This window comes from Natronospira sp., assembly GCF_007134575.1.
Taxonomy (GTDB): Bacteria; Pseudomonadota; Gammaproteobacteria; order Natronospirales; family Natronospiraceae; genus Natronospira; species Natronospira elongata.
This window is the reverse complement of sequence record NZ_SLKM01000274.1, coordinates 1-7,039: the sequence shown is the minus strand read 5'-3', so window position 1 is coordinate 7,039 and position 7,039 is coordinate 1. Positions and strand designations below refer to the sequence as shown.

General features: G+C 60.4%; 6 protein-coding genes and 1 tRNA gene. All 7 read left to right on the top strand.

Translation table 11 applies throughout. From position 1 onward, the window contains the following. The first annotated feature begins 216 nt into the window (after positions 1-216). The 7 genes from ACJWXQ_RS11090 to ACJWXQ_RS11060 all read left to right on the top strand — a co-directional run bounded on the left by ACJWXQ_RS11090 (position 217) and on the right by ACJWXQ_RS11060 (position 6,998). Complete coding sequence (locus ACJWXQ_RS11090) at positions 217-1,173, top strand: ribose-phosphate pyrophosphokinase (protein ID WP_346051118.1); 957 nt, start codon at positions 217-219, stop codon at positions 1,171-1,173. A 114-nt stretch (positions 1,174-1,287) separates the two neighbouring features. Then, positions 1,288-1,965 (top strand): 50S ribosomal protein L25/general stress protein Ctc, encoded by a 678-nt coding sequence (locus ACJWXQ_RS11085; RefSeq protein ID WP_346051076.1) that lies wholly within the window; start codon positions 1,288-1,290, stop codon positions 1,963-1,965. 69 nt (positions 1,966-2,034) lie between these two features. Continuing rightward, on the top strand, positions 2,035-2,613 hold the full coding sequence (pth, locus tag ACJWXQ_RS11080) for an aminoacyl-tRNA hydrolase (protein ID WP_346051075.1): 579 nt from the start codon (positions 2,035-2,037) through the stop codon (positions 2,611-2,613). A 22-nt stretch (positions 2,614-2,635) separates the two neighbouring features. Beyond that, on the top strand, positions 2,636-3,727 hold the full coding sequence (ychF, locus tag ACJWXQ_RS11075) for a redox-regulated ATPase YchF (protein WP_406672818.1): 1,092 nt from the start codon (positions 2,636-2,638) through the stop codon (positions 3,725-3,727). Between the two features lie 91 nt (positions 3,728-3,818). Continuing rightward, a tRNA-Met gene (locus tag ACJWXQ_RS11070) sits at positions 3,819-3,895 on the top strand. A gap of 362 nt (positions 3,896-4,257) precedes the next feature. Continuing rightward, entirely contained in the window at positions 4,258-6,231 is a 1,974-nt protein-coding gene (locus ACJWXQ_RS11065) for a hypothetical protein (protein ID WP_346051073.1), read from the top strand. A 71-nt stretch (positions 6,232-6,302) separates the two neighbouring features. After that, positions 6,303-6,998 carry an OmpA family protein gene (locus ACJWXQ_RS11060; RefSeq protein WP_374729198.1) on the top strand — a complete coding sequence of 232 codons (696 nt, stop codon included), beginning with the start codon at positions 6,303-6,305 and terminating at the stop codon, positions 6,996-6,998. The last annotated feature ends 41 nt before the right edge of the window (positions 6,999-7,039 follow it).

Genomic DNA, 7,039 nt, shown 5'->3' with positions numbered 1-7,039 from the left:
GTAGCCAAGCGGTAAGGCAACGGGTTTTGATCCCGTGATGCGCAGGTTCGAATCCTGCCGCCCCAGCCATATTCAGCCCGGCCGTGCTTACGCACGGCCGGGCTTTGTCGCTGTAAGTGCCCCAGACCAGGCCCCGGAGCCTGGCGGGAGTGGGGCGCCCGTCCGGATTCCTCATCACTTGAGCATGCAAGGGGACAGCAGGTGTCGGTATCTAACATGATGGTTTTTGCCGGCAATGCCACGCCGGATCTGGCGGCGCGCATCGCCGAACGCTTGGAGCTGCCCTTGGGCAAGGCCAAGGTGGCGCGATTCAGTGACGGCGAAGTGGCCGTGGAGATCAACGAAAACGTCCGTGGTCGTGACGTGTTCATTGTTCAGTCCACCTGTCCGCCCTCCAACGAGAACCTGATGGAATTGCTGGTGATGGTGGATGCCCTCTACCGGGCCTCGGCCGGGCGGATTACCACCGTGATTCCCTATTTCGGCTATGCCCGGCAGGATCGCCGACCACGCGCGGCCCGGGTGCCCATCTCCGCCAAGCTGGTGGCCAATATGCTGACCTCGGCGGGCGTGGATCGGGTCCTGACCATGGACCTGCATGCCGATCAGATTCAGGGCTTTTTCGATATCCCGGTGGACAATGTCTATGCCTCGCCGGTGCTTCTGGATGACATGCGCAAGCTGCGGGAAGAGGCAGCCTCCAAGGGGCAGGAGCTGATCATGGTCTCCCCCGATGTGGGTGGCGCCGACCGGGCCCGGGCATTTGCCAAGCGCCTGAGCGATTCCGACTTGGCCATCATCGACAAGCGTCGACCGCGGGCCAACGAATCCCAGGTCATGAACATCATCGGTGATGTGGACGGCAAGTCCTGCGTGATCGTCGATGACCTGGTGGATACCGCGGGCACCCTGTGCAAGGCCGCCGGTGCACTCAAGGAAAAGGGTGCGGCCCAGGTAAAGGCCTATATTGCCCATCCGGTGCTTTCGGGCAAGGCCATGGACAATATCAACGCTTCGGTGCTGGATGAGCTGGTGGTGACCGACACCATTCCGCTGCACGCCGAGGCCGCCGCCTGTGACAAGATTCGTCAGTTGGGCATTGCCGAGCTGATGGCGGAAACCATGCGTCGCATCAGCGACGAAGAATCGGTGATCTCACTCTACGCGGAGTGAGTCCGATTCCGTCCGCCTTGAAGGGTGGACGGAGGCGCGGTGACACGAACCTGGTCGCGGGGGAGTGTGACCGGAAACGACAAGGGATCCATGGATCCATACGGAGAGTAAATCATGTCTGACGATTTCACACTGAATGCAGAAGTCCGTGACGACAAGGGGAAAGGTGCGAGCCGCCGCCTGCGTCGTCAGGGCCGTGTCCCGGGAATCATCTACGGGGGTGGCAAGGACCCCGTGCCGGTTTCCGTGGATCACGATGAACTGATCAACCAGCTGAAGCATGAAGCCTTCTACTCCCACGTGCTGGAAATCAACGTGGGCAAGAAGAAGGAGAAGGCCGTGCTCAAGGATCTGCAGCGCCACGTCTACAAGCCCACCGTGGTCGAGCATATCGACCTTCAGCGTGTGAGCGCCAAGGAAAAGCTGCGCATGCAGGTGCCGCTGCACTTCGAGGGCGAGAAGACCTGCCCCGGCGTCAAGCTTCATGGCGGTGTGATCACTCACAATCTGGTCAACGTGGAAGTCAGCTGCCTGCCCAAGGACCTGCCCGAGTTCATCGAGGTGGATGTGAGCGAGCTGGATATCGGCGACTCCATTCACCTGACGGATCTCAAGCTGCCGTCCGGGGTTGAACTGGTCGAGCTGATGCATGGCGAGGACCATGACCTGCAGGTGGTGTCCATCCACCAGCCCCGTGCTGCCAAGGAAGACGTGGAAGCCGACGAGGCCGAAGCCGCCGATGCCGAGGCCCAGTCCGAGGCCGACGAGAAGAAGGAAGAGGGCGGCGAGTAAGCGTCCACCCGAGCGCGCGGGGGCGGCTGCCCAGGTTGCCGCCCTCCCGCGGCTTGATCAGGGGTTTCAATGTCTGAACAGATCAAGCTCATCATCGGCCTCGGCAACCCCGGGGCCGATTACGTTGATACCCGGCACAATGCCGGCTTCTGGTACGTGGAAGAATTGGCTGCCCGCTATGGTGGCCTGTTCAGTGGTGAGCGGAAGTTTCATGGCGAGATGGCGCGTATTCACGTGGGTCGGCATGATCTGCGCCTGTTGCGTCCCCTGACTTACATGAATCGCAGTGGCCAGTCCGCCCGGGCGGTAATGGATTTCTTCCGTATCCGGCCTGAAGAAGTGCTGGTGGCCCATGATGAGCTGGACCTGGCGCCGGGGACCGTGCGCCTGAAGTGGAATGGTGGCCATGGAGGCCACAATGGACTGCGGGATCTGGACCGGCACATCGGCCGGGATTTCCGTCGTTTGCGAATCGGAATCGGTCATCCCGGGCATGCCGCGGCGGTGGTGGGCTATGTTCTCAAGCGCCCGGGCAGCGAGGATGAGGCCCTGATTCGCGAATCCATCCGGGATGCCGCCGACGCCCTGCCGGCCATCCTCGACGATGGCCTGGAGGCGGGCATGAACCGCCTGCACACACGGGCCTGAGCGCGATATTGGAGAATCTTTAATGGGAATCAAGTGTGGCATCGTGGGTCTGCCGAACGTGGGCAAGTCCACGCTTTTCAATGCCTTGACTGCGGCCGAGATCCCGGCCGAGAACTATCCCTTCTGTACCATCGATCCCAATGTGGGAGTCGTACAGGTGCCGGACCCTCGTCTGGAGCGGATCGCCGAGATCGTCAAGCCGCAGAAGATCATTCCCACCACCATGGAGTTCGTGGATATTGCCGGCCTGGTGGCCGGGGCCTCCAAGGGCGAGGGCCTGGGTAACCAGTTTCTGGCTCATATCCGCGAGACCGATGCCATTGCCATGGTCGTGCGTTGTTTTGAGGATGATGATGTCACCCATGTGGCCGGCAAGGTGGAGCCGCTGGCGGATATCGACACCATCGGTACCGAATTGGCCCTGGCCGACCTGGATACGGTGGAAAAGGCCATGCAGCGAACCCAGAAGGTGGCCAAGTCCGGCGACAAGGATGCGCGCGCACGGCTGGTGATTCTGGAGAAGCTTCAGGGGCACCTGGCGGAAGGCCAGCCGGTTCGCAGTCTGTTGCTGGATGAGGACGAGACTCAGGCCATCCGCGACTATCATTTGCTGACCGCCAAACCTCTGATGTATATCGCCAACGTGGATGAGTCCGGATTCGAGGACAATCCCCTGCTTGAGCAGGTGCGGTCCCATGCCGAGAATGAATCGGCCGAGGTGGTGCCGGTCTGCGCCGCCCTGGAAGCCGAGATTGCCCAGCTTGAGCCCGAGGAGCAGAGCGAGTTTCTGGCGGATGCCGGCATGGACGAGCCTGGCCTGAATCGGGTCATTCGCGCCGGCTATCGTCTTCTGGGGCTGGAGACCTACTTTACTGCGGGTGAAAAGGAAGTTCGGGCCTGGACGGTCAAGGCCGGTTCCAGCGCCCCCAAGGCGGCGGCCGTGATTCATACCGACTTCGAGAAGGGTTTTATCCGTGCCGAAGTGGTTTCCTACGAGGATTTCACCGCCTGCGGCGGCGAGCAGGGCGCCAAGGATGCCGGCAAGTGGCGCCTGGAAGGCAAGGATTACATTGTTCAGGAAGGCGACATCATCCATTTTCGTTTCAATGTTTGATGCCGGTTTTGGCGCTTGACAGCGAGCGCTGATCACGCCAAAATCCCGCATCTGCCGGCTCTCTTCCCGAGACCGGTCCTGTTTGAAAAATGGCTATGTAGCTCAGTTGGTTAGAGCACAGCATTCATAATGCTGGGGTCGGTGGTTCGAGCCCACCCATAGCCACCAGTTTCGATGCCAGAGAAGGCGGGGTGGCCAGGGCCTGCCCATTACCCACAACGCCCGTGTCAGAGTCCCGCAATTCGATCTCGGCAAGGCGCCGCTCACCGGAAGAGTGGTAGGCTTTCCAGGAGCGGCAACGCCGCCGAGGCCGAATTGCGGCGCTTCCTTCGACGAGTCGCTGGCCGGCCATTTCCTGCGTTGCGCTTGCCTGAAAGGTAATCAGCCTTCCCGCACAAGCGCGCCCTGAATCCGACCGGTCGGTAACGCGCTGACGTGGGCCTTGCGGGTAGTGGGCAGGCCGATAGGGCCCCCCGCCTTTTTTGTTACCGCGTCTGCTGGCGTGGATGTGTTTAGCCCGGAGAGAAAGTATGTCCTTGTTTTCCCGTTCACGTGCCTGGTCTGTTCTGCTGTTGGCCGCGTTTCTTCTGCCGTTGATGGCCTGTGAGTCCATTGATGACGACGGCGACTTTGCGGTCGAGATTCGTACCGCCGCGGCACAGGGTATTCCATTCAATACCCTCGTCGAACTTCATGCCGGGATCGATGAGCCGCGGGAAACCTGGACGGCTCGCGTTGATCCCAATGGGGTGCTGCGGTTTCGCTTCGAGGAAGACAATCTCCCTCATCCCCGGGATTTCATCTGGCTGGAAGCGCAGGTTCAGCGGGCTGATGGCGTGCTGATTGATCTGAAAGTGCTGGTGGATGAATGGCAGCACATCGAAGCGGCGGTTGATGAAGACGGTCAAATCACGCCCAATGAGTTCCCGCGTCTGTTCTTTTCCGCCCTGCGCCTCGTCGAGAGCGAAATGCTGGAGCATGAGGCGGATGGCCTCATCCGCGATGGCGAAAAGCTGCGTCAATATCTGGATGAGCTGGATGCGCAGGTCCTGCTGGACAGTACCACCGCGCTGATGGTCGCTCTGAATACCAGCGACCCGGGCTTTCCCGATGAGCTGGATGAAATCAGAAAGCTGTTCACCCAGCCTGAAATCACCCGAGACCTGATTCTTCAAGCCGGTGACACCCAACCGGATCTGCTGGCAGAAATTCGCACGAGGGTTCTGGATCAGGCCGATCGGAAAGCCGGCTGGAATGAGCCGTCGGAGCTGCTTGGTCGCTTTGCCATGCATTTGCCACGCTTTCCCGGCATTACCGGCGATGTCTTCCGTTTCGATACCGAAAGCAGTGGCCGTATTGGTGCCCCCGAAGGCCAGGATGACTTCAGCTGGTGGCTGGAGGATGGCTCGGTCAAGATCGATTTTGCCGGTGACCTGACCTGGCGTGGCTCTGAACTGCAACAGGACGAAGACGGTAACCCGGTCACGGCAGAGTTTACCGAGCGGTATGATTCTGCTCGCTTCCACCGGATTCTTGCTGGAGAAGAATCGAACCTGATTCTGGTTCAGGCGGAGTTCGAGCGCGTATTCGACGATGAAGAATTCGGGACCCAGACGCGCACCGCAACCCGCGCAATGACGGGTTGGTTCGGCAGCAAGGATGAGCTTCCGGTAGAGGAAGTGGAGGGGCGTTGGGTCCTCAACCTTCCGGACAGTGATCTGGACGAACAGGTGGCCTCCCTGCGCCTTGACCCCAACAACATGGGTGAAGTCGAATTTGGTGGCTGGAAGGCCGGCGAAACCATCAATTGGAGCAGTGATGAGTCACAACTGATTTTCGAGGCACCGGATGGCCGCCTGGAAATCGAATTTGTGCGCCCCTCCCGCAACGGTTGGGTTGGCATCATCACCGAACTGGACGAGACCGGGGCAGTAATTTCCGAGTCCGTGGACCTGATCGACCGGGGCGATTCGGCGTTTGACCCCAATGATGTGGCCGGAACCTACTGGCCTTTCGGCGGCAATGTGGCGCCTGGTATGGACAGCGCCACGGCTTTCCGCATTCGACTGACGACCGCCCAGGAAGGTGAAGAGGGGCAGGCCCAGTCCATGCGATCGGTGGGTTGGGTTGTTGAGGATGGCGATGTTGTCATCCGCAGTTGCTTCGACGAGGAAGAACAGGTCTGGGTCGGCCTGCAGGAAGACCCGGACGAGGAACTGGTATGCACCGAGTTCCGCCGCCGCACCTGGGATCTGGTCCGGATTTCCGAGCGTGATGAGGACGATGACGACTATGTGATCGTTGAGACCCTGGAGGTCTGGAACAACGAGGACCTCAGCGAGCCGCCCAACAACACCTTCTTCAAGCGCCTGTATTTCGTGGAGCGGCGCAGCCCTGAAGTGGGCGGCGAAGAACAGCAGGCCGGCCATGTGGCATCCCCCCTGGCGGACATCCTGGTTCCCGGGCGTGGTCATCCTGACCCGGAAATTGGCGGCGAACGTTGATTTAGGCTCGACAACCTCCATCTTGGCCTGCAATAGTGCACCTTGGTTGGTCTGTCACAGGAGAGACGCAGATGAAAACGAATTCGCGAGGATTTGGCCGCCTTGTTCCGGGCGTGACGGTGGGCTTGATGGCGTCGATGGTCCTGGCAGCCTGCACCACACTGGATCCCTATACCGGCGAGGAGCAGCGCGCTCGAGCAACAACCGGTACGGTGGTCGGTGCGGTGACGGGTGCCATTCTCGGGGCAGCCACGGCCAGTGATCGCCGTGAACGCCAGCGTCGGATGCTGATTGGCGCCGGTGTGGGCGCTCTGAGTGGTGGCGCCGTGGGTGCCTATATGGATCGTCAGGAGGCCGAGCTTCGGGAGCGACTGGAAGGGACCGGTGTATCGGTCACCCGGGACGGGGATCAGATTCATCTGAACATGCCGGGTGACATCACTTTCGACTTCGATAGCGATGCCGTGCGCTCTGAGTTCTACGAAGTGCTGGATTCGGTGGCGGTGGTGTTGGAAGAATTCGATCAGACCGTGGTTGAGGTAGCCGGGCATACTGACAGCACGGGCGCGGCAAGTTATAACCAGCGTTTGTCCGAGCGACGGGCTCAGTCGGTTTCAAGGTATCTCCTGTCCCAGGGCTTGATTGAGGAGCGTATGCTGGTGGTGGGTTACGGTGAGGATCAGCCCGTGGCCAGTAATGACACTGAAGAGGGTCGTCGCCAGAACCGCCGGGTGGAACTGACCCTGGTGCCGGTGACCGATGATTGAAGTCTGAGCAAACAATCACAGCCATGAAAAAAGGCCGCTTT

What these genes read in the sequence shown, in the direction of transcription:
- ACJWXQ_RS11090 (WP_346051118.1), top strand. Translation starts at nt 217, where the DNA reads ATGATGGTTTTTGCCGGCAATGCCACGCCGGATCTGGCGGCGCGCATC.
- ACJWXQ_RS11085 (WP_346051076.1), top strand. Translation starts at nt 1,288, where the DNA reads ATGTCTGACGATTTCACACTGAATGCAGAAGTCCGTGACGACAAGGGG.
- pth (WP_346051075.1), top strand. Translation starts at nt 2,035, where the DNA reads ATGTCTGAACAGATCAAGCTCATCATCGGCCTCGGCAACCCCGGGGCC.
- ychF (WP_406672818.1), top strand. Translation starts at nt 2,636, where the DNA reads ATGGGAATCAAGTGTGGCATCGTGGGTCTGCCGAACGTGGGCAAGTCC.
- ACJWXQ_RS11065 (WP_346051073.1), top strand. Translation starts at nt 4,258, where the DNA reads ATGTCCTTGTTTTCCCGTTCACGTGCCTGGTCTGTTCTGCTGTTGGCC.
- ACJWXQ_RS11060 (WP_374729198.1), top strand. Translation starts at nt 6,303, where the DNA reads ATGAAAACGAATTCGCGAGGATTTGGCCGCCTTGTTCCGGGCGTGACG.